The sequence below is a fragment of the Qipengyuania seohaensis genome (assembly GCF_002795865.1).
Lineage (GTDB): Bacteria > Pseudomonadota > Alphaproteobacteria > Sphingomonadales > Sphingomonadaceae > Qipengyuania > Qipengyuania seohaensis.
Genome location: NZ_CP024920.1, coordinates 680,972 through 703,476, shown reverse-complemented (window position 1 = coordinate 703,476; position 22,505 = coordinate 680,972). Strand labels below are relative to the sequence as shown.

General features: G+C 63.2%; 21 protein-coding genes. 11 read left to right on the top strand and 10 right to left on the bottom strand.

Annotated elements, in window-relative coordinates:
* Window positions 1–149: 149 nt before the first annotated feature.
* The 3 genes from CVE41_RS03510 to tsaD are packed head-to-tail and all read right to left on the bottom strand — an operon-like array spanning window position 150 to window position 3,672.
* Entirely contained in the window at window positions 150–1,646 is a 1,497-nt protein-coding gene (locus tag CVE41_RS03510; protein WP_100259403.1) for a lipopolysaccharide biosynthesis protein, read from the bottom strand.
* Window positions 1,643–2,635, bottom strand: a complete 993-nt coding sequence (locus CVE41_RS03505) for an NAD(P)H-dependent glycerol-3-phosphate dehydrogenase (RefSeq protein ID WP_100259402.1) — start codon at window positions 2,633–2,635, stop codon at window positions 1,643–1,645. The genes CVE41_RS03510 and CVE41_RS03505 overlap by 4 nt, the downstream gene beginning before the upstream one ends.
* Window positions 2,632–3,672: a tRNA (adenosine(37)-N6)-threonylcarbamoyltransferase complex transferase subunit TsaD gene (tsaD, locus tag CVE41_RS03500; RefSeq protein ID WP_100259401.1), complete on the bottom strand. Its 1,041-nt coding sequence runs from the start codon at window positions 3,670–3,672 to the stop codon at window positions 2,632–2,634. The genes CVE41_RS03505 and tsaD overlap by 4 nt, the downstream gene beginning before the upstream one ends.
* A gap of 48 nt (window positions 3,673–3,720) precedes the next feature.
* On the opposite strand from tsaD, the gene hemC reads away from it, so the two are divergent.
* From hemC to CVE41_RS03485, 3 genes are all read left to right on the top strand, one after another.
* The gene (hemC, locus tag CVE41_RS03495; RefSeq protein WP_100259400.1) at window positions 3,721–4,650 is read left to right on the top strand and encodes a hydroxymethylbilane synthase; all 930 of its coding nucleotides are present in this window, start codon (window positions 3,721–3,723) and stop codon (window positions 4,648–4,650) included.
* Window positions 4,647–5,339: a uroporphyrinogen-III synthase gene (locus CVE41_RS03490; RefSeq protein WP_100259399.1), complete on the top strand. Its 693-nt coding sequence runs from the start codon at window positions 4,647–4,649 to the stop codon at window positions 5,337–5,339. Before hemC ends, CVE41_RS03490 begins: the two co-directional genes overlap by 4 nt.
* Window positions 5,340–5,432: 93 nt before the next feature.
* On the top strand, window positions 5,433–6,266 hold the full coding sequence (locus CVE41_RS03485) for a hypothetical protein (RefSeq protein ID WP_332835725.1): 834 nt from the start codon (window positions 5,433–5,435) through the stop codon (window positions 6,264–6,266).
* Between the two features lies 1 nt (window position 6,267).
* Here CVE41_RS03485 and CVE41_RS03480 read toward each other — a convergent pair whose 3' ends face one another.
* The gene (locus CVE41_RS03480) at window positions 6,268–7,482 is read right to left on the bottom strand and encodes an FAD-dependent monooxygenase (protein WP_100261353.1); all 1,215 of its coding nucleotides are present in this window, start codon (window positions 7,480–7,482) and stop codon (window positions 6,268–6,270) included.
* Here CVE41_RS03480 and CVE41_RS03475 point away from each other — a divergent pair.
* Window positions 7,457–9,604, top strand: coding sequence for a protein-disulfide reductase DsbD family protein (locus CVE41_RS03475; protein WP_232725781.1), 2,148 nt, complete (start codon window positions 7,457–7,459; stop codon window positions 9,602–9,604). The genes CVE41_RS03480 and CVE41_RS03475 overlap by 26 nt on opposite strands.
* Here CVE41_RS03475 and CVE41_RS03470 read toward each other — a convergent pair.
* The 3 genes from CVE41_RS03470 to uvrB form a co-directional block, all read right to left on the bottom strand.
* Window positions 9,546–10,085 (bottom strand): hypothetical protein, encoded by a 540-nt coding sequence (locus tag CVE41_RS03470; protein ID WP_100259396.1) that lies wholly within the window; start codon window positions 10,083–10,085, stop codon window positions 9,546–9,548. The two genes, CVE41_RS03475 and CVE41_RS03470, sit on opposite strands and share 59 nt — an antisense overlap.
* 95 nt (window positions 10,086–10,180) lie before the next feature.
* The gene (locus tag CVE41_RS03465) at window positions 10,181–10,969 is read right to left on the bottom strand and encodes a class I SAM-dependent methyltransferase (protein ID WP_232725780.1); all 789 of its coding nucleotides are present in this window, start codon (window positions 10,967–10,969) and stop codon (window positions 10,181–10,183) included.
* 125 nt (window positions 10,970–11,094) lie between these two features.
* The gene (uvrB, locus tag CVE41_RS03460; protein ID WP_100259395.1) at window positions 11,095–13,290 is read right to left on the bottom strand and encodes an excinuclease ABC subunit UvrB; all 2,196 of its coding nucleotides are present in this window, start codon (window positions 13,288–13,290) and stop codon (window positions 11,095–11,097) included.
* Between the two features lie 98 nt (window positions 13,291–13,388).
* On the opposite strand from uvrB, the gene CVE41_RS03455 reads away from it, so the two are divergent.
* The 7 genes from CVE41_RS03455 (at window position 13,389) to CVE41_RS03425 (ending at window position 19,540) form a co-directional block, all read left to right on the top strand.
* On the top strand, window positions 13,389–13,931 hold the full coding sequence (locus tag CVE41_RS03455; protein WP_100259394.1) for a DUF3617 domain-containing protein: 543 nt from the start codon (window positions 13,389–13,391) through the stop codon (window positions 13,929–13,931).
* Window positions 13,932–13,983: 52 nt separating this feature from the next.
* Entirely contained in the window at window positions 13,984–14,739 is a 756-nt protein-coding gene (locus tag CVE41_RS03450; RefSeq protein ID WP_332835724.1) for an esterase/lipase family protein, read from the top strand.
* Between the two features lie 77 nt (window positions 14,740–14,816).
* Window positions 14,817–16,244 carry a circularly permuted type 2 ATP-grasp protein gene (locus CVE41_RS03445; protein WP_198507710.1) on the top strand — a complete coding sequence of 476 codons (1,428 nt, stop codon included), beginning with the start codon at window positions 14,817–14,819 and terminating at the stop codon, window positions 16,242–16,244.
* Window positions 16,244–17,188, top strand: a complete 945-nt coding sequence (locus tag CVE41_RS03440) for an alpha-E domain-containing protein (protein ID WP_100259392.1) — start codon at window positions 16,244–16,246, stop codon at window positions 17,186–17,188. Before CVE41_RS03445 ends, CVE41_RS03440 begins: the two co-directional genes overlap by 1 nt.
* A complete protein-coding gene (locus tag CVE41_RS03435) occupies window positions 17,188–18,003 on the top strand; it encodes a transglutaminase family protein (protein WP_100259391.1) in 816 nt (271 codons plus the stop codon). The genes CVE41_RS03440 and CVE41_RS03435 overlap by 1 nt, the downstream gene beginning before the upstream one ends.
* Window positions 18,004–18,026: 23 nt before the next feature.
* Window positions 18,027–18,776, top strand: coding sequence for a proteasome-type protease (locus tag CVE41_RS03430; protein WP_100259390.1), 750 nt, complete (start codon window positions 18,027–18,029; stop codon window positions 18,774–18,776).
* Between the two features lie 137 nt (window positions 18,777–18,913).
* Window positions 18,914–19,540, top strand: coding sequence for a response regulator transcription factor (locus CVE41_RS03425; protein WP_100261350.1), 627 nt, complete (start codon window positions 18,914–18,916; stop codon window positions 19,538–19,540).
* A 42-nt stretch (window positions 19,541–19,582) separates the two neighbouring features.
* Here CVE41_RS03425 and CVE41_RS03420 read toward each other — a convergent pair whose 3' ends face one another.
* The 3 genes from CVE41_RS03420 to ggt are packed head-to-tail and all read right to left on the bottom strand — an operon-like array spanning window position 19,583 to window position 22,472.
* Window positions 19,583–20,251, bottom strand: coding sequence for an extensin family protein (locus CVE41_RS03420; protein ID WP_100259389.1), 669 nt, complete (start codon window positions 20,249–20,251; stop codon window positions 19,583–19,585).
* A gap of 46 nt (window positions 20,252–20,297) precedes the next feature.
* Window positions 20,298–20,669, bottom strand: a complete 372-nt coding sequence (locus CVE41_RS03415; protein WP_100259388.1) for a VOC family protein — start codon at window positions 20,667–20,669, stop codon at window positions 20,298–20,300.
* Between the two features lie 12 nt (window positions 20,670–20,681).
* Window positions 20,682–22,472, bottom strand: a complete 1,791-nt coding sequence (gene ggt / locus CVE41_RS03410; protein ID WP_100259387.1) for a gamma-glutamyltransferase — start codon at window positions 22,470–22,472, stop codon at window positions 20,682–20,684.
* Between the last annotated feature and the right edge of the window lie 33 nt (window positions 22,473–22,505).

The window sequence follows — 22,505 nt, the reverse complement described above, 5'->3', positions numbered from 1 at the left end:
ACATAAATTACGGCATCAACAAGGCAAGAATGTGGCGAAAATAGGGCAAGAGTCAATCGGGGCATGAGGTATCGGCGACGCGAAGCGCTGTTCGCGAAGTCTAAATAACTGATATTTTTGATTTTTTGAGAAGCGGGGTAGTGGCGGCCCTATTCGGGCGTTTCTGCCTTATTTCGCCTGAACAGCACCCGATCTTCGGGACCGAAGCCGCGTTTCCAGATCACGAAGCCGTATGTCAGCAGGATCGCGGGCACGCCGAAAGCCAGTTCCGCCCACTCGGGAAGCTGCGTAGCCGCCCAGCCGACGAGAACCGCAGGGGCTACCGCATAGAGCAGTGCCCATCGCCAATTGTTGATCGGGTGGCCGAGGATGCGGGTCAGCAGCAGGGCCTTGACGAGGCTCGCGACACCCAGGGCGATCATCAGCGCAAGGGCAGCGGCGGCGGCCTTGTAAGGCTCGCCATAGCCGAGGCGTTCAACCAGCATGATCAGCGTGATGGTAAGCGCCGCCTGGAACGCGATGGTCCCGACCGAAATCGCCAGGTTACGACCACGGGCGACGTAGATAAGCACGGCTTCGGACACGACCGCCGTCGCCGCCACGACCTCGGCGGCAAGCAGGAAGGCAAGCGCGCCTGTCCCGCCGACGAATTCGGGTCCGACGAGACCCATGACCGCTTCGCCCGGCACGCCCAGCGCGAGCGCAATGCCGGCCTGCGCTGCGATGATCCAAAAACCGACCTGGCAGACCTGCTTGGCAATGGCCGCGTAGTTCTTGGTCTTGAGGTTCTTGGTGATGACCGGCCCAAGGATCGGCTCGAAACTGGTTTTGAGCTTTTGCGGCAGGCTCGCGACCTGCTGGGCGATGTAGTAGACACCAACTGCCGCAGGGGCCGCGAACAGGCCGAGGATGAAGATGTCGAGGCGGCGCGTCCCCCACTCGATGGCATCGGCCGTCGCCAGCGGCAGCGCGCGAGCCGTTACCTTGCGCATATAGCCCAGTTCCGGACGCCAGTGCTTGGGTGGGCCGTAGCTGCGGAAGAATGCGTAGAGGCCGGTGAACAGGCCAGCATAGATCGAAACGAGATAGGCGAGTGACAGCCCGGAATCGGAAAGGGCGGGCACGAAAAAGAATACCCCGGCCATGATCGAGATCGTCCACGGCTCGACCACCGCCCGTGCGCGCACGGTGGTGGCGATATCGTATCTATAAGCCTGCGCCGCCAGCACGATTTCGGTGAGGGCGTAACCGGGGATAGCCAGTACGATCAGCCTATCGAGTTGGGTGTACTCGCCACTCGGGAACATCGGAGCAGGCACCAGCCAGAAGAATGCCGCCGCCAGTGCGGAAAAGATAATTGCCAGCAACAAGCCGTCGTAGACGAGATTGGCAGGGTGGGTTCCTTCCTCGCCATCGGCCAGCCTCTGCGCGAGACCACGCTTCTCGCCCATCGAACACATCAGCGCGACAAGTTCGACTACGACGAGAGCGGAGGCAAAGCGTCCGAGCGCCTCGGGGCCGTAGAGGCGGCCAGCGATGAACAGGAACGGCAGGCGCGCCAGCAGGCGCAGCAGGAAGCCGATGAAATTCTGCCTTCCGCCCTTGGCGATGGCGGTCAGGTCTTCGTCATTGGTAGCCGCAGTCATCCCGCGTCGCCCTGTTCGGCTTTGAGCGGCCGCGCAAGGATGCCTTCGACCACGGACTTCGGCTCATCACCTTTCAAGAGGTCGTAGACGGCCGTCACGATCGGCATGGCTACGCCTTGGCGTGCGGCCAGTTCCACCAGTACCGGCGCGGTATGCGCGCCTTCTGCCACGGTACGCCGGTCGCTCATCAGCGTGTCGGCGCTCTCCCCTTCGCCCAGCGCCTTGCCGAGCGAGAAATTGCGGCTGGAGGTGGAAGAGCAGGTCAGCACGAGATCGCCAAGGCCGCACAATCCGGCGAGCGTTTCGGCCCTCGCGCCCAGCGCCTCCCCGAAGCGCAGCATTTCGGCATAGCCGCGTGCGATCAGCGCCGCGCGTGCGTTCTGGCCCAAGCCGAGGCCCTCCACCACGCCGCAAGCGATCGCCAGCACGTTCTTGACCGCGCCGCCGATCTCGGCGCCCACGACGTCGTCGGAAAAATAGGGGCGGAAGGCAGGCCGTGCGATGAGCGGGGATAGGCGATCCCATTGCTCTGCCCCGCCGCCGCACGCCAACGTTACGGCCGTCGGCAATCCGGCGGCGACTTCATGGGCGAAAGTGGGGCCGGAAAGCACCGCCACCGCGCTGCGCGGAGCGGCTTCCTTTGCGACGTGGTTCATCAGCCTGCCGCTGCCCGCCTCGATACCTTTCGAGCAAAGGACGAGGTCGGCCGGATGGGATGGCATGGCCGAAAGGACGGAGCCCATGTGCTGGGCCGGTGTGACCACCAGTAGCGCATCGAGAGTGGCCATCTCGGCAAGATCGCTGGTCGCGGTAATCCGCTCGCTCAAACTGGCGCTCGGCAGGTAGAGCGAGTTGGTGTGGGCAGAGTTGATCTCGTCGACCAGTTCTTCCTCGCGCGCCCAGATCTTCACTGCACGGCCATCGCTCGCCAGCATTTGCGCCAGCGCCGTGCCCCAGGCACCGGCTCCGAGAACCCCTACGCCGCTCATGCTTTCACTCCTGCGCCGCGCACCGGCTCTGCCTGCGGGTCGAGCGGCCAGCGAGGGCGTGCCGCGATGTCGAGCGGGTCGGGCTGGAAGTCATGCATGGCAAGCCTTTCGACGCCGGCCCAGGCGATCATCGCGGCATTGTCGGTGCACAGCTTGGGCGGCGGAGCGGTGAAGCGCATCGAATGGCGATCCGCCAGTTCCTCCAGCGCCGCACGCACCGTGGCATTGGCCGCAACGCCGCCTGCAACGACCAGCGTATCGGTGCGGCCCATGGCGTCCAGCGCAATGGAAAGCCGGTCGATAACGCAGTCGACGGCCGCCTTCTGGAAGCTGGCGGCGATGTCTGCTTCGGCATATTTGCCGGACTGGTAAGCCCGCATGACCGCGCTCTTGAGCCCGGCGAAAGAAAAGTGCGGTTCGCCGCTGCCGACCATCGGTCGGGGCAGGGGTACGACGGTTTCATCGCCTTCCTTGGCGAGCCGTTCGACCGCCGGGCCGCCCGGAAAGCCGAGGCCCAGGATCTTCGCGGTCTTGTCGAAGGCCTCGCCCAGCGCATCGTCGATCGTCGTCGCAAACCGGCGGTATTCGCCGACGCCGTCCACGCGCAGGATCTGGCAGTGTCCGCCCGATACAAGGAGGAGGGCATAGGGAAATGCAAGGTCGGCATCCGCGAGACGCGGGCTGAGCGCGTGGCCCTCGAGGTGGTTGATCGCAATCAACGGCGTGTCGCTTGCCATGGCAAGGGCCTTGGCGCTGACGAGGCCGACCATCACCCCTCCGATCAGGCCCGGCCCCGCCGTGGCGGCAATCGCATCGCAATCGGCCAGTGTTACGCCTGCATCGGCAAGCACGCCCTCGATCATGGGGGCCAGCCGTTCGGCATGGGCGCGCGCCGCGATTTCCGGCACCACCCCGCCGAAGGGCGCGTGTTCCTCGTCCTGCGAGGCGATCCGCTGGGCGACAATCCGCCGCTCGCCATCGACCAGCGCGGCTGCGGTTTCGTCGCAGGAACTTTCGATGCCGAGTACGAGCGTCATAACTTCGCTTTCCCTTAGCGGTCTCGCTCGCTAGGGCAAGCCGCCGATATGCCAGACACGCCCATCCTTCGCCTTGGAACCCGCCGTTCGCCGCTTGCCATGGCGCAGGCAGAGGAAGCCCGCGCACGCCTGTGCGCCGCCCATGGCTGGGATGTGGGTGCAGTCGAATTGGTTCCCGTCATCGCCAGCGGCGACAAGATCCAGGACCGCCCGCTCGCCGAAATCGGGGGCAAGGCGCTGTGGACGCGCGAACTCGACCTGTGGCTCGTCGAGGGGCGGATCGATGCGGCGGTACACTCGATGAAGGACGTTGAGACCATCCGCCCCGACGAGATCGCCATCGGCGCGATCCTGCCGCGCGCGGACAAGGCCGATGTCCTGCTGGGTGCTGCGTCCATTTCGGCCATTCCGCAAGGCGCGAAGGTCGGCACCAGTGCGCCGCGCCGGGCAGCCCAATTGCTCCACGCGCGACCCGACCTCGAAGTCGTCGGTATCCGCGGCAATGTGGCGACGCGCATGGCCAAGCTCGAAGCAGGCGAAGCTGACGCCACTTTCCTTGCTGCGGCGGGTCTGTCCCGCCTGGGCGAGGACAATGTCGGCGTCAGGCTCGATCCGGAAGACTGGCTTCCAGCGCCCGCGCAGGCCGCGATCGGCATCGAATGCAGGGCCAGCGACGAACGGACCCGCGAAGCACTGGCGCAAATCAGTCACGCGGAGAGCCGCGATGAAGTTCTGGCCGAACGCGCCCTGCTTCAAGGACTGGGCGGGACATGTCACAGTCCGATTGCGGTGCTTACCACGCGCACCGATGGTCGTCTTACCATGCGCGCGGCGATCTTCAGTCCGGATGGCAGCCAGCGCGTCGAAGGTACGGCCAGCTTCGCTTGCGACGATCTTGCCGCACCGGGCGAATTGGCCCGCACCCTGCTCGATGATGCGCCGCCTGAGATTGCAGTCAATTTCGGGCAGATGGAATGACCTGCCGGGTCTTCGTCTTTCGCCCGGAACCGGGGCTTTCGGTTACGCTCGAAACGGCGAAAGCGCTTGAACTGGATGTCGAAGGTTGTCCGCTTTTCGAAGTCGAGCCGGTCGAATGGGGGGCGCCCAAGGCGGATAGTTACGACGGGCTGCTGGTCGGCAGTTCCAATGTCTTCCGTCACGGCGGCACACATCTTACGCGCCTCACTTCCCTGCCGGTCTATGCGGTAGGCGAAGCGACGGCCGAGGGTGCGCGCGAAAAAGGCTACATGGTCGCCCGCACGGGCACGGGCGGTTTGCAGGCATTGCTAGACAACATGAAACCGGGTGAACGCCACATGCTGCGCCTTGCAGGCGAGGCCCATGTCGAGTTGCAGGCGCCCGAGGGCATGACCATCGATACGCGCGTGGTCTACCGGACCGAGCCGCTCGACATACCCGATGAGATGGCCGACATTATGCGCGTGGGCGGAGTGGTGCTGCTGCATTCGGGCGAAGCGGCCAAGCGCCTGTTCGAGGAATGCGAGCGGCTTGAAATCGACCGGTCCAGGCTCGCATTGGCGGTCCTGGGCCCCCGCATCGCCGACCTGGCGGGCGAGGGCTGGCACTCCATCCACATCGCAAACCAGCCCCGCGATGCCGAGCTACTGGCCTTGGCCGAGCAATTGTGTCAGACCATGACCAACTGATATGACGCCCGGTCAGAGGCGTCCGGGGTCGTGGATTGGAGTAAGATGGACGAGTTTTCGAGGACTCGGCGTGCGCGTGGTGGGATGCGCCCGATGTTGCTTGCCGTGGGCGGCGCTTTCGCTCTCGGGGCGGGCGTGGCCGGTTATATTGCGTGGCGCATGGACGCCGCGCCGGCCAGCGACGCAGAACCTGCACAAATCGCAGACAACACTCCGGCCGAGGGCGGCAAACCTTCGCCGACACCCAGCGCCAGCGAAAGCGCGGCTGCGGCGGAGGCGGTGGAGCGTGTGGCAGAACAGCAGGGCGGCATAGACCAGCGCCTCGCCGCTGCGGAACAGCGCCTGTCGAGGCTCGACCTTCAGGCGCAGGCAGCCGCCGGTAACGTGGCGCGCGCGGAAGGCCTGCTGATTGCTTTTGCGACCCGCCGTGCGGTCGATAAGGGGGCCGAACTCGGCTATCTCGCAGACCAGCTCCGGCTGCGCTTCGGCGATGCGTTGCCGAATGCGGTGAACACCATCCTCACCTTCTCGCGCGAACCGGTCACGCTCGACCAGCTGATTTTCCGCCTTGAAGGTCTCGCGCCCAGCCTGCAATCGGGCGAGGGCAAGCCGAGCCTCGAACGCTTCGCCGACGAACTGGGCTCGCTCTTCACGATCCGCCGTGAAAGCGCGCCGTCGCCGCAGCCCCAGCAGCGGCTGGAGCGTGCGCGCCTGTTCCTGGAAAGCGGCCGTCCGGATTCGGCAGTGGCGGAAGTACGCAATTTGCCGGGTGCAGTGAATGCCGAAGGCTGGCTGCGTGATGCTGAACGCTATGCTTCGGCCCAGCGCGCGCTCGACCTTATCGAAACGGCAGCGGTGCTGGAACCGCGCCGCCTGCGCGATGGTGCGGGTAACCGGATCGAACAACCGAGCCCGGTCGAAGAGTAGCTCAGGCCTTCATGAGTTCGGGCACGTCGCCCGATACGCCGCGCGCTTCGTCCATGAAGAACTTCTTCAGCATGCCGGAACGCTGGACCCCGGCCATGCCAAGGCGGCGGACTGCGCTGGCAGTCTTGCCCGGCACGCCGAACAGGCGCGTCAGGCTGTCGGTTGCGCCCATGACCATGATGGAATCGAGCGCGCGCCATTTCTCGTAGCGTTCGAGTATCTGCATATCGCCAAGATCCAGGCCTAGCCAGCGGGCATCGCCCAGCACCTCTACCAGCGCTCCGACGTCGCGCAGGCCGAGATTGAGGCCTTGGCCTGCAATCGGGTGCATCCCGTGTGCGCTGTCGCCGATAAGTGCCATCCGCTCGCCAACTATGCGCACGGTATGCTGGAAACTGAGCGGGTACGACGTGCGCGCGCTATTCAGGCGTAGTTCGCCGAGCAGGTCGCCCATGCGCTTCTGGACTTCGGCCAGGAAGGCGCGCTCACCCATTTTCAGAACGCCGGCAGCGTCCTTCTCGTCGACGGTCCAGACAAGCGCGCTGCGATGCTGGCCGTCGGGCCCGTCGAGAAGTGGGAGAAGGGCAAAGGGGCCAGCCGGATAGAAAATTTCCCACGCCACGCCGCCATGGGGCTTGCTGTGGTCGAGTCCAACGATGATCGCGCGGTGGGAATAGTCCCAGCTGGCCATCTTCAGCCCCGCATCCTCACGCGTGGGCGAACTGCGGCCTTCCGCGCCGACCAGCAGGTCCGCGGTCAGTACTTGCCCGTCCGCAAGCGTCGCGGAGACGCCATATGCATTGCGCTGGCGATCGACCACGTCGACCGGGGCGTGCAGGGTGATGAGGCTTTCGTCCTTCACCGCCTCGAACAGGGCCGTGCGCAGAACGCGATTGGCGAACATCCGGCCGAGCGAGCCATCGTGCTCTTCCGGCGTGAAGTCGATGCGTCCCGGTTTCATCTGGTCGAGCACGGCGATGCTCTCGATCGGGCAGCCATAGGGCTCCAGCGTGTCCGCCAGGCCGATATTGCGGAACAGGCGCCAGCTTGCCGTCGAGATCGCAGACGCACGTCCATCGAAACCGTCTGCTGTCAGGTCGGCGGGATCGGCCCGGTCTAACAGGTGGCTGGAAAAACCCTGTTTCGCAGCTGCCAGCGCCAGTGTGGAGCCGACGAGACCGCCGCCGAGGATGAGCAAGTCGCGCTTGTCTGTCATGGTCACGGTCCCTAGAGCGGGCGGCGTGACACTGGCAAGGATTATGGACGTCTCGCTGGCCCGGCTGGCCGCTTTCATGCTTGCCATCACGTGCCTGATGTCCGGTGCCGCGTTTGCGCAGGACAAGACCGCGCGCTTCGGCGACGAGAATATCTCCGTCGAACTATTCGCCGACGGCTCGCCCACACCGGGTAAGGAATGGCTCCTTGCGCTGCGGTTCACGCCGTCCAGCGAGGAGTGGCACGGATACTGGTCTAATCCCGGCGATGCGGGGCAGGGGATGGACCTGCAACTCGACCTTCCCGATGGCTGGAATGTCGGAAAGCCGCTCTATCCCGTGCCGCAAACCTTGCTCATCGGCGGCCTGATGAACCACATCTTCGAGGGCGAGTATGTCGTTCTCGTGCCCGTCACTCCCGGCGCTGACGCAGCGGTCGCCAATCTCGCTCCCGTCACGGGCTTCGTCGAATACCTCGCCTGCACCGACCGGATCTGCGTCCCGCAGGATGCCGTTCTCGAAGCCAGACGCGGCGGAGATTTCGCCGATTGGCGCGGCCGTATCGCACCTCTACTCGACAGCGAGGCCGGGTTCGAAATTTCTGGCGAGCGTCTGCGTATCGGCATCCCGCTACCCGCCGAGATGGAGCTGGGTGAGCTTCACCTTTTCGTGGAAAACACTAGCCTGGGCAATGGCTTGCACCTGGAGTATGCCGCCATCCAGACGTGGATCCGCGATGGCAACCTGCTGGTTGCCGAAATGCCGCTGGCGAGGACCAAAGGCGTCGGCGGCGACCGGCCCGACCGGATCGAGGGTATCCTTGCCCTGGGCGGGGGCGAGGGGGTGCGGTTCGTGGCAACGCCTGCAGACGTGCCGCTGGAAGGCCTGAAGCCTTTCCGGGGGCCGCAGGAAACGCCCGCCTTCGGACTGCTGCTTGTCGCAGCGCTTATCGGCGGCCTGCTCCTCAACATCATGCCATGCGTGTTCCCGATCCTGAGCCTCAAGGCTCTCGCCCTGGCGCAAGCGGGTGGCGACGAGGGCGCGGCTCGTCGCGATGCGCTGGCATATACCGCAGGTGTCGTGCTGGCGTGCGCCGGGCTCGGGGCGCTGATCCTGCTGTTACGATCTGCCGGCCAACAGGTGGGTTGGGCGTTCCAATTGCAGGAGCCTGTCATCGTGGCGAGCCTATTCGCGCTGGCGGCGCTAATCACCGCGAATTTCGTCGGCCTGTTCGCCATACCGGGCCTCGCCATTTCCGGAGGCAAACCGAGTTCGGGCGGATCGTTCGCCACGGGACTGCTGGCCGCCTTCGTTGCGACGCCTTGCACAGGTCCCTTCATGGCCCTCGCGCTGGGCGCTGCGCTCGTGCTGCGCCCGATAGAAGGTTGCGCTATCTTCACAGCGCTCGGCATCGGGTTGGCGCTGCCGTTCCTGCTGGTCGGTTTCGTGCCTGCCTTCCGCAAGCGTTTGCCGAAACCCGGTGCCTGGATGGAACGTTTCAGGCGCTGGATGGCGCTTCCGATGGGGCTGACAGTGCTGGCGCTTGCTTGGCTCTTGTGGCGGATCGGGGGAGGTGTTTTCCTTCTCTCGGCGACGGGTGTTGCGGCAGGGCTGATCTATTTCGCAGGCATGATTTCTCCTGAAGGCCATGCGCCCGGGCGAGCCAGGACGCTTCCGGCGCTAATCGGTCTGGCGATGGCGACCGTATCTGCAATCGGCATGGTGCGGACATACGATCCTCCCGTCGCCGACAGCGCGCAAAGCATTCTCGAACCGCAGGAATTTTCGCCTGCCAACCTCGCCGCAGCAAGGGCGAGCGGACAGCCTGTATTCGTCTGGTTTACGGCCGACTGGTGCATTACCTGCAAGGTCAATGAAGGCATCGGGATCGAGCGCGAAGAAACGCGCGCGACGTTCGAGGAGGCTGGCGTTGTCGCGATGCGCGGGGACTGGACCCGCCGCGATGACGACATCGCCGCGTTCCTGACCCGGCAAGGGGCAGCCGGCGTGCCGCTATACCTGTGGTATCCTGCAGGGGGCGATGCGCGGCAATTGCCGCAGGTGCTTACGCCTGATCTTCTTCCGGATCTTGCTCGGGAAGAAGCGGCGCGCAATCCGAGATGAATTGCGCCGGAAGGCGGCTGGGATTGAGGATGATCGACCCGCCGCCCGGCACAGTCGCTTCCACCGTTCGCGGACCCGTCAGCACTTCCAGCCGCGGATCGACTGCCGGTGTGCGTCCGCGCCATATCCAGACTTCGCCGTCTTGTTCCGCATCGATCCAGAAGCGTTCGACATGGCCGTTGCCGATCATGGCCAGCACAGCCTTGGCATGGGCATCGGCCTGGACGAAACGGGTGTAGCGCAACATGTCGCCCTCACAGGCGAGTGCCATCAGAGGGGTCGCACCGGGCTTGCCATAGAGCAGGCGCTCGCGGTCCTCGCTGTAGGCCCAGACCGCGCCCTTGGTATCGGGCGAATCGATCGGGGTGCGCGGTGCATTGCGTTCGGCTGCAATGCGTTCACGTGTTACATATTCGTCTGATGCAGGGGGCTTGCACGCAGTGACCAGCAGGAGTGCGCCCAGCGCGATGGTGCGAAACATGGCGCGCAGCTATGCCAAAGGGTGCGCGAGCGTCAACGCGGGAGCGACGAAACCTCACAGCTTCGCTGGCGCAGACATATCCGCGCCTGCACAACCTACTCGGCGGGCTTGACGAATTTCATCACGACGCGGTCCGTTTTCCCCCTGATCGAAGGATCGAAGACGCTGATATCGTGAGTGTCATCGGGATTGGCGAGCAAATCGCTTTCCGCTTCCAGCCTGAAGCCGGCCTTTGCGAAATCGTCTCGAATTACCTGCGGGTCGATACGATGGTATTCCTCGACCGTGGCGCGGGTGTCCCCCGTGTTGCCGACGTGGTCGATGACGCCCACGATACCGCCAGGGCGCATCATCGAATAGAGCGCGGCGAGGTAATCGGCAGGCTCCGAGCGGGGAACGTCGTATTCTTCCGATTCCCAATAGAGGTCGTGATAGACGAGGTTCATGATCGCAAAGTCGAACCGTTCCTCACCCGGCTCGAACACTTCGAAACGGTAGCGTTCGAGGGCAATGCCCGGCTCTCGCTGTCCCAGCGCCGCCCACGCCTCTTCGTTGTAGAACTGTTCGGGTTCGAGCGCAGTCACGCTGCCATCCTCACCCACGGCACGCGCGAGGATCTCTGCCCAGTAGCCTCCACCCGAGATCAGGTCGGCAGCGTCATCGCCCTGCTCGAGGCCGAGAAACGCCAGAACTTCGGCGGGCTTGCGGCTCTCGTCGAGCGCACGGGCGGCCTCGGGGCGGGCATCGTTAGCGACGGCTGCACTGATGTCTTCGGTCGAGAGGGACGGCGCCATGGCTGCTTCCCCCGCATTGTCTGCTGCTGGTTGCGTGCAGGCCGCGAGTGCCAGAGCCAAGGCTCCCGTCAGGACGATAGGCAATTTCATGGTTCTTTCCCCTTGTTCAATGGCGAGAGCATGAACCGCTGTCCGGCACGTGGGAAGGACGCTGCCGGACGCTGGTCGAGACCGGGGCGTAACTTGTCGAAGTCTGGCGGTTCGAGCGCTGCCGCCTAGGGTTTGCCGCCCATCCGCTTGTAGCGCGTCTTGCCATAGCGCGTCTTGCGCGTTCCGGGCCTGCCCGCATCGCTGCGGCCGACGCGGGGGGCTTTCTTCTCCTCGTCTCCGAGGCCAAGCTCGTCGTTCTCCAGCTTGCGGATTTCGTCGCGCAGGCGGCCGGCCTCTTCGAATTCGAGATCGGCTGCGGCGGCACGCATCCGCTTTTCCAGGTCTTCGATGTAGGCGCGAAGATTGTGGCCGACGAGGTTGTTGCGCTCGTCGTCGCCCGTACTGACGGTGACGCCATCCTGCGACGCGGTATCGGCCACGATATCGGCGATCTTCCGCTTGATCGTCTGCGGGGTGATCCCGTGTTCCTCGTTATAGGCGCGCTGCTTTTCGCGGCGGCGGTCGGTTTCCGCCATGGCGCGTTCCATGCTGCCGGTAATGCGGTCTGCATAGAGGATCACCCGCCCGTCGACGTTACGCGCGGCGCGCCCGATGGTCTGGATGAGCGAGGTTTCCGAACGCAGGAAGCCTTCCTTGTCGGCGTCGAGGATGCAGACGAGGCCGCATTCGGGGATGTCGAGGCCTTCGCGCAGGAGGTTGATGCCGACCAGCACGTCGTAGACGCCAAGGCGGAGGTCGCGGATCAGCTCGATACGCTCCAGCGTCTCCACGTCGGAGTGCATGTAGCGAACCTTCACGCCCGCTTCGTGCATGAATTCGGTGAGGTCTTCCGCCATGCGCTTTGTCAGCGTGGTGACGAGCGTGCGGTAGCCCATCTTGGCGGTTTTCTTGCATTCCTCGATGCAATCCTGGACCTGGTCTTCCACCGGCTTGATCTCGACCGGCGGGTCGATGAGGCCGGTGGGGCGGATGACCTGTTCGGCAAAGACGCCGCCCGTCTGTTCCATCTCCCACGAACCGGGCGTGGCGGAGACCGCAAAGGTCTGCGGCCGCATGGCGTCCCATTCGTTGAAGCGCAGCGGGCGGTTGTCGATGCAGCTGGGCAGGCGGAAGCCATACTCCGCGAGCGTGATTTTGCGGCGATGGTCGCCCTTTGCCATCGCGCCGATCTGCGGCACGGTCTGGTGGCTTTCATCGACGAAAAGCAGCGCGTTTTCAGGTAGGTATTCAAATAGCGTTGGCGGCGGCTCGCCCGGCAAGCGGCCGGTCAGGAAGCGACTGTAATTCTCGATCCCTGCACATGAGCCGGTGGCCGCGATCATTTCGAGATCGAAATTGGTACGCTGCTCCAGCCGCTGCGCTTCGAGCAAGCGGCCTTCCTCGTGCAGTTCCTTCAACCGCTCGGTGAGCTCGAATTTGATGGCCTCACTGGCCTGTTTCATCGTCGGGCCGGGCGTTACGTAGTGCGAGTTTGCATAGACGCGCACCTTGTCGAGGCTGGCCCCCTTCTTGCCAGTGAGTGGGTCGAACTCACTGATTTCCTCGATCTCGTCACCGAAGAAACTGACCCGCCAGGCCATGTCTTCGTAGTGTGAGGGGAAGATTTCGAGATTGTCGCCGCGTACACGGAAATTGCCGCGCGCGAAGCCAGCATCGTTTCGCTTGTATTGCAGCGCGACAAGCTTGCGGATCAGCTCGCGCTGGTCCACCGTCTCGTCTTTCTTGATGTCGAAGATCATGGCCGAGTAGGTTTCGACCGATCCGATACCGTACAGGCAGGACACCGAAGCTACGATGATCACGTCGTCGCGCTCCAGCAGCGCACGCGTGGCCGAGTGGCGCATCCGGTCGATCGCCTCGTTCACCGAGCTTTCCTTCTCGATGTAGGTGTCGGACCGCGGCACATAGGCTTCGGGCTGGTAATAGTCGTAATAGCTGACGAAATACTCGACCGCGTTTTCCGGGAAGAAGCTCTTGAATTCGCCATAAAGCTGCGCGGCGAGGATCTTGTTCGGCGCCAGGATCAGGGCAGGGCGCTGCAATTCCTCTATCACCTTCGCCATGGTGAAGGTCTTGCCCGAGCCGGTAACGCCGAGCAGCGTCTGGGTCTTTTCACCTTCTCGCGCGGAGGCGACGAGCTCCTTGATCGCGGTCGGTTGGTCGCCAGCGGGCGTATAATCGCTCACCAGCTTGAACTTGCGGCCACCCATCGATTTTTCGGGGCGCGCGGGCTTGTGCGGGACGAACTCGCCCGTGGTGTCGGGTTCTTCGAGGCCGCGCCTGATAACGAGTTCTGACATGTGCGCACATATGGGGAACGAACGGAGCGTGTGCAACGGCGGCTTGCGCACGCGCGGCTTGCTGCTAGCGTCGCACGACAAATCACGCGGAGAATTCCATGCGCATTACCCTGACCCTTGCCATTGCAACCATCGCGCTTGCCGCCTGTGGCAGTTCGAGCGATGCCGACACCGATGGCGATGGCACCGTATCCGCCGACGAGGTCGAAGCTGCGGCCGCGAAGGTGAAGCCGCTGGAACCGGGCGAATACAAGATGAACATGGAGCTGGTCGAACTGGTCGATCCGTCCATGAGCTCCGAGGATATCGCCAAGGCGAAGGAATTCATGAACGCCATGGCGAACGCGGCCCCTGCACGCTGTCTCAGCGAAGAAGAAGCGAGCAAGGGTATGATCGGCATCGCCGAGCAGTTGCAGAACGGCGATTGCACGATGGACAGCCTGACTTCCGATGCCGACGGGATGCAAGCCGCAATGACCTGCAAGGCAGGCGGCGGAGATGCGAAGATCACCATCGACAGCCAATCGACCGGAACTGCCAGCGAGATGACGATGACTGCCGTCGAACCGGTTGCCGGCAGCGAAGACACGAAACGCGTTGCCATGAAGGTCGGTATGACCCGCACCGGTGACTGCACCTGAAGCGAAGGGTTCCTGTTCAGGAAACCGCCATCGGCCTCGTGCATTCTCCTGAATGATGCAGACGCCGTCATTTCAGGAAACCCGCGAGGAAGTCAGCCGCAGGCTGGCACTTGCCGCAGAGCCGAGCCCGGATGACGCGCGCGGGCCACGCGCGCTCCTGCTGGCGAAGGAATTCCTCTGGCCCCTGGAGCCGGTGAAGCGCCGTTTCGAGGATTTCACCGCGACGCCTGCGGCAAACCCCAAGCGCGTGATGCTGCTGCCAGGATTCGGTGCGCACCCGGTCCGGATGCGCTGGATGGCCCGCAAGCTCGAGGATGCCGGGCACACGGTGAAACGCTGGGGCATGGGATATAATCTCGGCGCGACTGCTGACCGTTTCGCGAAAGTCGAAGAGCGCCTGATCGACCTCTATCACCGTCGCGGGGAGCCGATCGTGCTCGTCGGCTGGAGCCTCGGCGGCGTGATGGCGCGCGAGCTGGCCAAAAAGCACCCCGACAAGATCGCCAAGGTCGTGACGATGGGCTCTCCTTTCTCGGGCAGCCCGCGCGCGAACAACGGCTGGCGTGCCTACCAGGCAATTGCCGGACACCGTGTGGACGAGCCGGAAATCGAAACCGTCGTCAGCGAAAAGCCGCCCGTAGAAACGGTTGCTTTCTGGTCGCCGCGCGACGGCATCGTCCACCCGCGATCGGCCTGCGGGAGGCCCGGCGAACGCGACCGGGCGGTGGCCTTGCGGTGCACCCACATGGGCTTTGTCCTGACCCACGAAGCGGTTTCGGCGCTATTGTCGGAACTGGATCGCTCCTGAACCTTTAGTTTGTGAGGCGGGACGGTTAGTCCTGCGAAGGGCCGCGTCCTGCGGCTCGATGCAATCTCTGGGGGATCATGAGCGGCTCTGCCGACTTCTTCAACGAAATGCGCGAGCCGGACGGCTCGGTGCGCGACGCTTATTCGTCATACTGCGACTGGTACGACGAACAGGATGCAAAGCTGCTGAAGCGCAAGCATTCCGAAGCGGAGACCAATTTCCGCAAGACCGGGATCACCTTCAACGTCTACGGCGAGGACGAGGCCGAAGAACGCCTGATCCCGTTCGACATGGTGCCGCGGATCATCACCGCGAACGAGTGGCGCAAGCTGACCAAGGGGATCGAGCAACGCGTCAGCGCGCTCAATGCCTTCATGCACGATCTCTATCACCGCCAGGAGATCATCCGCGCTGGCCGGCTTCCGCAGCGCCTGCTGCGGGACAATGCTGCCTGGCTGCCCAACATGGTCGGATTTACACCTCCAGGCGGTGTCTACACCCACATCGTCGGCATCGACCTGGTGCGCACCGGACCGGACGAATTCTTCGTGCTCGAGGACAATGCGCGCACCCCGTCGGGCGTCAGCTACATGCTGGAAAACCGGGAAACCATGATGGCCATGTATCCCGAACTCTTCATGCGGGTGCCGGTCGAAAGCGTGTCCGATTATCCGCGTCGCCTGGCGAAGAGCCTGGCCGCCTGCGCTCCTGCCGCTGCCGGTGATCGCCCGGTCGTGGCGGTCCTGACGCCGGGCATCTACAATTCGGCCTATTTCGAACACGCATTCCTTGCCGACCAGATGGGCGCGGAGCTTGTCGAAGGTAGCGACTTGCGCGTGATCAACGGCCGCGTCGCTATGCGCACGACGAGCGGGTACAAGGCGGTGGACGTGATATACCGCCGGGTGGACGACGAATTCCTCGATCCGTTGACCTTCAATCCCGACAGCGTGCTTGGTGTACCGGGCATCATGGACGTCTATCGTTCCGGCGGCGTCACTATCGCCAACGCGCCTGGCACAGGGGTATGCGACGACAAGGCGATCTACTCCTTCATGCCCGAAATCGTCGAATTCTATACCGGCGAGAAACCGCTCCTGCCGAATGTCCAGACCTGGCGTTGCGCCGATGAGGACAGCCTCAAATACGTGCTCGACAACCTGGAAGAGCTGGTGGTCAAGGAAGTTCACGGTTCCGGCGGTTACGGCATGCTGGTTGGGCCGGCATCGTCGAAGAAGGAAATCGAGAAGTTTCGCGCGAAGCTGGTCGCAAACCCGTCCAACTACATCGCGCAGCCCACGCTCGCCCTGTCAACCTGCCCGATTTACACAAAGAAAGGCCTCGCCCCGCGCCACGTCGACTTGCGGCCTTACGTTCTCGTTTCGCCCGACAAAATCGACATCACACCCGGCGGCCTTACGCGCGTAGCGCTGGAAGAGGGATCGCTGGTCGTCAATTCGAGCCAGGGCGGCGGGACCAAGGATACCTGGGTGCTGAAAGACTGATGCTAGGCAGAACCGCAAACGGATTGTTCTGGATGTTCCGCTACCTCGAGCGGGCGGAGAACACTGCGCGTCTGCTGGATGCGGGAATGCGCATGGCGCTGACACGCGACCTGGTTACGGCTGAGGAGGAATGGCGCTCGGTCATCTCCACCGCCGGACAGCGTGCCTCCTATGAAGCGAAACACGGTACCTATACAGGCAGCCAGGTGTGGAACTTCATGTTGCGCGACAAATCCAACCCGGCCTCCGTCCTCGCGATGTTCGGACTGGTCCGGCAGAATGCGCGGCTCGCCCGCAACGCCATCAGCGGGGAGCTATGGGAAGCCATCAACGAAAACTGGCTGATCATCGACGAGCAGCTGAAGAAGCCGGTGGCGGAAAACCGGGTGCTCGACACCGTCGCCACTATCCGAAGGGCGGGAACGCTGGCTCATGGCGCCCTGGCCGGTTCCATGCTGCGGGACGAGGGCTACCATTTCGCCCGCGCAGGGACTTTCATAGAGCGCGCCGACAGCATCTCCCGCATTCTCGACATCAAGTACTACCTGCTCTTGCCGTCGCTATCTTATGTCGGATCCAGCCTCGACACAGGGCAATGGGACCAGGTGCTGCGCTCGGTCTCCGGCGATCGCGCCTATCGCTGGCTGAACGCCGGACAGATCGATGCGAAGGGCATTTGCGAGTTCCTTATCCTTGACCAACGTTTCCCGCGCAGCCTGGCCTTCTGCTATTGTGCCCTGCGCGATGATCTCGCGGCACTTGCCCGGCTGCACGGCGTCGAGGGTCAGAGCAATATGCTCATGCGCGATGCGGATACGCATCTCACCGATCTGACGATCGAAGATATCTTCGATCAGGGACTGCACGAATTCCTTGTCGAATTTACCCGGGACAATGCAGGAATCGCCGAAGCCATTTCAACCGATTACAGGTTCCTTGCCTGATGCGCCTTTCTATCCGCCACACCACCAGATACCGTTTCGGGCAGCCCGTCGTGCATGCATTGCAGCGACTGCGCCTGGTGCCCAAGCAAACGCAGGGGCAGGAAATCCTCGATTGGTCGATGGAATACGAAAACGCCCGCGAAGAGCTGCAATTCGAAGACCAGCATCACAACACGACGACGCTGATTGCGGTCGAACCGGGAACGCGCGAAGTGGTCGTCACGTGCAAGGGCACTGTCGACACTCATGACCATGCTGGTGTCATCGGGCGCCACGCCGGACACCTACCGCTGTGGAGCTTCCTGTCTCAGACATCGCTGACACGCCCGGGACCCGGCATCCGCAAGTTCCTCAAGGAGTTCGAGAGCGGCGGGGCAGCGGGGCTGGACCAGTTGCACGAAATATCGCGCCGCGTCCTTGAAGAGGTCGAGTACAAGATTGGATCGACCATCCCGAAGACCACCGCCGAAGAGAGCTTCGCGGCCAAGGCGGGCGTCTGCCAGGACCATGCCCATATCTTCATCGGCATGGCGCGTGCGCTCGACATTCCGGCACGTTACGTTTCGGGATATCTGATGATGAACGACCGGATCGAACAGGAAGCGACCCATGCCTGGACCGAAGCTTTCGTCGATGGACTGGGCTGGGTCGGCTTCGATGTTTCCAACGGGATAAGCCCCGATGCGCGCTACGTCAGGGTTGCCACAGGTCGCGATTATCGCGATGCGGCCCCTGTAACCGGCATCAGCTTCGGCAATTCGGAGCAGGTGCTGGAAGTCGACGTCTCGGTCGAACAGCAGCAAGTCCAACAATAGACGACGTTTTTTTTGGGATCGACATGACATATTGCGTAGGAATGGTGCTCGAAAAGGGCCTCGTGCTGATGAGCGACACCCGCACGAACTCGGGCGTCGACAACATCTCGGTCTTTCGCAAGATGTTCACCTGGCAAGTGCCCGGAGAGCGTATCCTGACGGTCATGACCGCAGGCAATCTGGCGACCACGCAAGCGGTGATCAGCCAGCTCGAAGAACGAACAAAGCAGCCCGATGACCGCGACAACGCGATCCTGAAGGCTCCCACCATGTTCCAGGTGGCGACCGAAATCGGCAAGCTCCTGCGCGAGATCATTTCGGATCGGCAGGGCGCCAATGGCGACCGGGGACGCGGGCGTTTTACCGCCTCGATCATCGTCGCGGGCCAGATCGCCGGCATGGAACCGCGCCTGTTCATGGTTTATCCCGAAGGCAATTTTATCGAGGCGAGCCTCGACACGCCTTTCTTCCAGATCGGTGAGACCAAGTACGGGCGACCGATCATCATTCGCGGCTATGACCGCACGATGAGCCTCGAAGACGGGGTAAAGTTGCTGATGGTCAGTTTCGATTCCACGCTGAAGGCCAACCTTTCCGTGGGCCTGCCGCTAGACCTCCAGGTCATCAAGCGCGATAGCTTCGAAGCGGGACACCAGCACCGCGTGACCCATGACGATCCCTATTTCCAGGCGATTTCGTCGAGCTGGGGCGATGCCTTGAAGAACGCGTTTCACTCGCTGCCGGACTACAGTTTCTACAACGGCGACGACTGACGCGGGAAAGCATCCATTTCGGATCAATTATTTCGCCGCGGTAATCGCCGGCGGTTCCCATATCTATCAATAGTTTGCATCCATATCCGTAGTCATCCGGAATGCGCATTGTCCCTTATGCTGCCAGCATTGCGGACATGGAACAGCGACAGACACTTCACATCGTAGACGGCTCGACAAGGGCGCGTGCTGCGCAGGCCCACATCGGTTTCGGGATGGGGCACCATTGCGAAGTCTACGCCGATGTCGCCGAGCTTCTGGCGTCCTCGCCCGAAAGTGGCTTGGTTCTGGCCCGAGACGACGAGGATCACGGTACCGTGGCTGTCGTACTGCGCAGCCTGGCTTCGAGAGGGATATGGCTGCCGGTAGTGGGCACGTCGGTAGACCCGCGACCCGGCCGTGTGGTCGCCGCCATCAAGGCAGGGGCCCTCGACTATTTGCGGCTTCCCTTCGAATTCAGCCGCCTGAGCGAGGCGATCGCGCGGATTGCACAGGAAGCGGAGGCTTATGGCGCTGCGAGACGCAAGATGATCGAGGCACGCAGCAGGATCGCATCCCTATCGCCGCGCGAACGCGAAGTGCTCGACTGGCTGGCCGAGGGACGCAGCAACAAGATGATCGCGCGCGAATTGGAGATCAGCCCGCGAACGGTCGAAATCCACCGGGCAAACATGATGAATAAGCTTGGTGCGCACCACGCTGCCGAAGCCGTTCGGCTGCGGATCGAGGCGCATCTTGACGGCGCACAGACTTACGCAGCCTGAGCGGATTACGTTTCGAGCCTGCGGGTCGCACCGACAGGCGGGTCAGCGGCAAAAGGAACCGCGGCCGAATTCCAGGTGGAGGTGATCGCGATGGGCCGCGTTGTAATCGGGTCCCAGAACGGTCCCGAACCGCTTGCACGCGCTGGAGTGGATTGTTCGCAGGAACTGCCGCTCCGCCGGTGAGGCGTTCCACCCGCTCTGGACGGTAATTCTTCGGCCATCGTTCAATACGAAGGCGGACACATCGACCGCCTGCGCGCGCGAATGGGCGGAAAGTCGGTTCGTGCCCGCGACATTGCGGCAGGAATAGCTGCCCATCGTCTCGATCCGCTCAAGACCGCTGCCAAGGATCTGGCGAGCTGCGCGATCGACGCCGAACCGCGCCCAGGCGGCGAAGTCCTTGGCGACAGGGCAGGCGACCGTCGTGAGATTGGTGACATCGAAGCGACCAGTGTCACCGTGCAGGGCGCTGAGACGCACCGTATTTTCCGTGGAGCAGCTACCGGCCTGAAGCTTGTCGGGCAGGGGCGAGAATTGCGCGCGCGTGCTGCCGAGCTCGGCAAGGCATTGCAGCGCTTCTCCGGTCGGTTGAGGCAGAGTTTGAGCGGAGCTGGTGGGACGTGAAGGCGCCGCGCCGCCGCGCTCCGGAACGGCGCCGCACGCGGCCAGTGCCAGGGCTGCCAGCGATGCTGATAAGGCTGCGATCCTCATGCTACAGAAGGCTACATCGGCTCTGACAGCGGAGCAAGGGCGCGGATTATTCAGGCGCGAGCACCTGTTCCCAGAGTTCGATTTTCACCCCGTCAGGATCGAGCAGCCAGGCAAATTTGCCATAGCCTTCATCGACGCTGTCCAGGACATCGACACCCTTGCCCTTCAGCTGCGCGACGAAAGTGTCGAGATCGTCGACCCGCAGATTGATCATGAATCCGCCGCGCCCCGGCTTGAGATACTGGTCGTCCTTGAAATGGCTGATCAGCGAATAGGGCTTTTCGCCGGTCTCCTCGCTCCAGTTGAGCTGCGGTCCGTAATTACCGTCGATGCCCAGCGTTTCGCGATACCAGGCGCGGGTCGCTTCCGGGTCTTTCACCACGTAGAAGACGCCGCCCAATCCTGTAACCTTGGCCATCTGGGCCTCCTTTCAATAACCGCTTGCCTGTCCGTCCTTGCGCATCTCGGTAGCCCCGGTCAGCACGCCGGTTTCGGGGTCACGCGCGATCGCCTGGTACCCGCCGAACATGATGCCGTTCGAGACGACCTCGACCTTGTGTCCCATCGCACGCAAAGCTTCGACGGTTGCGGCCGGAATACCCGGTTCGACATGCAGCGTGCCTAGCGGGTCGGCGGAGGGTCCCTCCAGCGCTTCTGTCGGCTGTCTTCCGCCGTCGTGATTGAGCCGTGCGGCATCGCCTGCCTCCTGCAGGTTCATGCCATAATCGACGATGTTGACCAGCACCTGCACATGCCCCTGCGGCTGCATTCCGCCGCCCATCAGGCCAAGCGTCATGAACGGCTTCCCATCCTTCTTAACAAAGGCGGGGATGATGGTGTGGAAGGGGCGCTTGCCCGGCTCGTAGGCATTGGGATGGGCCGGATCGAGGCTGAATAGTTCTCCTCGATCCTGGAACATGAAGCCTGTACCGGGCGCCACAAGCCCGCCGCCCATGCCGCGATAGTTCGACTGGATCAGGCTGACCATCATCCCACTGCCATCGACAACGGTGAGATATGTGGTGTCGCCTTCACCCTCCAGTTTCGGCTCGCCGGGCCCAAATTCCGGCACCGCACGCGCCGGATCGATTAGGTCGAAACGTTCGCGACCATACTCTTCACTCAGCAATTCCTCGGGGAACCGCGCGAAGTCGGGGTCGGCATAGAAGCGGGCGACATCGGCATAAGCCAGCCGCTTGGCTTCGGTGATGTAGTGCAGGACTTCGGGGCTTCCGCGTTCCCATTGCGAGAGGTCGACGTTCTTCAGGATGTTGACCATCTGGAGAGCGGCGAGACCCTGGCTATTGGGCGGCAATTCGCACAGCTCGTATCCGTTCTTGTAGAGCGCGCAGGCGGGCTCCACCCAATCGCTTTCGTGGTCGGCGAAATCCTCGCGCGTAAAGGCGCTGCCCTGCGCTTGCAGGTAGGCGACCATCACATCGGTCAGCTCGCCGTCGTAGAAGGCGTCGCGCCCATCGCGGCCGATGGCCTCCAGAGTGTTCGCAAGGTCGGGATTACGGAACATCTCTCCTGCCTCGGGTGCGGTCCCGTCGGAGAACCAGACTTTGCGGGCGTTGTCGAACTCGAAGGGATAGGCCTCTTGCCGGGCCGTGTAGGCTCGCAGCGAGCGGTCGAGATACATGGCGATGACCGGTGCGATCGGGTGGCCTTCGCGGGCGTAGGAGACGGTGGGAGCAAGCACGTCGCTCATCGCCAGCTTGCCGAAACGTTCGTGCATGGCGAACCACGCATCCACCGTGCCGGGGATGGTGACAGGCAGGGGGCCGACCGGCGGCAGGCTGTCCGCGCCATCCAGCTTCTCGAGCAATTGGTCGAGCGTCTGTCCCTTAGGTGAGCGGCCCGACCCGTTGATACCGTACAGCTTCCCGCTTGCCGGATCGTAGACGATGGCAAACAGGTCGCCGCCGATGCCGTTTCCGGTAGGCTCCATCAGGCCGAGCGCGGCATTGGCAGCAATAGCCGCATCGACTGCGCTGCCGCCCGCCTTCAGGATATCGAGCGCGATTTGCGTCGCCAGCGGATGAGCCGTTGCGGCCATGCCGTTTTGTGCAATCACGGGGCTGCGCGACCAGTTTGCGCCGACCGGCCTGCCACCCGCACCGATCTGCTCTTCTACTGGGCGTTCTTCGGTCTGATCCTGCGCGGTCGACGGAACCGCGACCAACGCCAGTGCCGTGGCTCCTGCCAGTATCGCTCGCATCTCACTCTCCAATTCGTTTGGAGAGCGGTGTGG